The organism is Thermodesulfobacteriota bacterium (assembly GCA_039028315.1).
Taxonomy (GTDB): Bacteria; Desulfobacterota_D; UBA1144; order Nemesobacterales; family UBA2774; genus CR02bin9.
Genome location: JBCCIH010000261.1, coordinates 1 through 2081, shown reverse-complemented (window position 1 = coordinate 2081; position 2081 = coordinate 1). Strand labels below are relative to the sequence as shown.

General features: G+C 39.2%; 3 protein-coding genes. All 3 read right to left on the bottom strand.

What is annotated here, in order from left to right; translation table 11 throughout:
- Nucleotides 1-661: tetratricopeptide repeat protein (locus AAF462_11755; GenBank protein MEM7009797.1), on the bottom strand; the 661-nt coding region annotated here is incomplete at its 3' end.
- On the bottom strand, nt 661-1458 hold the full coding sequence (locus AAF462_11750) for an N-acetylmuramoyl-L-alanine amidase-like domain-containing protein (GenBank protein MEM7009796.1): 798 nt from the start codon (nt 1456-1458) through the stop codon (nt 661-663). The genes AAF462_11750 and AAF462_11755, both read right to left, overlap by 1 nt.
- 41 nt (nt 1459-1499) lie before the next feature.
- Nucleotides 1500-2081: CocE/NonD family hydrolase (locus AAF462_11745; protein ID MEM7009795.1), on the bottom strand; the 582-nt coding region annotated here is incomplete at its 5' end.

The window sequence follows — 2081 nt, the reverse complement described above, 5'->3', positions numbered from 1 at the left end:
TTAGGAGCTCATCATTTAGAGCCTGGTCCCTATATGATCCCTCTAGTTCAATAGCTCTTATCAAGTCTGACTTTGCATTTTCTAATTCTTCTAATTCAGCATTCAAACCTGCTCGGTTGTAATACGCCTCTGCATAATTAGGGTTTAACTCTATCGCCCTATCGTAGGCTTTGAGAGCTCCTTTAGGCTTTTTTAGATTATGAAGAGAAACTGCTTTGTTAAACCATGCCTCAAGATAGTTTTTCTCTATCTCAAGTGCTTTGTCATAAGCCGCCACTGCTTCTAAGTCTTTTCCCAGACCACTTAATGATGCCCCCATATTACACCAAGCCACCGCAAACAAAGGTTTAATCTGAGTCGCTTGCTCTGCGCACTCGAGCGCTTCTTCAAGCCTTCCGGCTCTTCCAAGGGCTGAAGACTTATTGCTCCATGCCTCTGCGTACTCGGGGTTTATTTCAATTGCCTTATCATAGCAGTCAATTTCGTCCTGCACATGTCCCATAACCGAATATGTAATTGCCTTGTTGTACCAGGCCTGGGCATATCCTGGATTTAATTCTATTGCTTTGTCCAGTGACTTAATTGCTAGCTGAAAATCGCCTTTATAGTAATGATCTGTGGCCTCAAGGACCAACTCTTCAGGTTTAGTATTCTGAGTCATTATTTGGGTCTGTATACGATTATTCCAGGTACATTTTCTATATATTCTACAAAGTCTTCATCAACTACTTTATGGCTGCTCTTTTTAGATGATGCATGGCGAAGATAGATTCCGTCGTCTTTTTTAATAATTATCCCTGTATGGGTGACATCAAGGCCATCTATGTCGGTATACATACCAACATAATCCCCGGTTCTGAGCTTTGCGATAACTTGCTCATCTACTTTAGAAGATGGTATGTAATAAAGCTCACGCTTTGAAATTGCAATTCCAGGAAGAAAAGTTGAGCCGTCTTCTTTTAGGTTAAGACTCTTCTCTACCCCAACAGCACTTCCCCCTGCAACTTGGTATGTGACATCAATAATATTTTCCTTGTTTTCTATGGGCCAGTCTGAGAAAAAGTGATTTCTGTTTTGAAATGAAACTTTGCCGTCTCTATACCTTATATCTTTCACATTAGGAGTAAATTCATCATAATTGTTAGATAATCGAAGAGCTTCTACGTAGTCTAGATATGTAAAGCAATCCATGCCTCTTAGGTTAATTGTAAAGATTTCTGGGGTATTTATATCCCCAGTTAAGGTAGAAGCCTTATATGGCGTCCCTAGAAACCGCCCTGATATATAATCCACTTGTGACTGAGTGGTATCAGGCTTTTGACTAACCATTTGAGAAAGTCTGTTTTCATTCCATCTGCCAAGTTCAATTATTTCCACATTTCTTTGTGAATAAGCATAAAATGGTACTAGCAATGAGAATATTAATGCTAATGTAGTGGCTTTATAGTTTATTTTCATATTATAGAGTCTACCTTAAGTGATTTAGGAAATCTTACAATTTAATCGAAAATATCATCAAGCCAATCAAGCGCTACTGCTGCTGAGTATGAGGGGTTTGCGATCTGACAATGAGAATCAGCTCCCTCGAGATCAGTAAAAGTGTGTTTGGTTACAGGTCCTGAAACACATTGTATAAATTCATTATACTGCTTCATTGGTTCCTCACCCTCACCAGAGCCGACTAATGCTAATGAAGGACACTTTATATTAGATATTGCATTTCCTACTACAAATTCATTCAAATAAACATAGGTGTCTTTAAATGATTGCTGTCCAAAGCGGATGATAAGATTCTCGGATCTGGATTTTAGCTCCGCTGAGAATTCTTCATCAGGGATATTAGGCAAATCTTCAAGAGTAAAGTTCATATCATCTGGAGCAGTAGCCGGATCATATCCGCAAAATGCAGCTAAATAGTCATGCAGGTTTAAAATTGGCGAGTTTGGAATAAGTGCCTTAATTCTTGGTTCATGAGAAGCTGCCCTGGTAACAAAATATCCGCCAAAGCTAATACCCATAAGTGCAAGCCTGCCCATATCTACCTCTGGTCTGTCTTGTATGAAATCAATCACAGTTTTTGT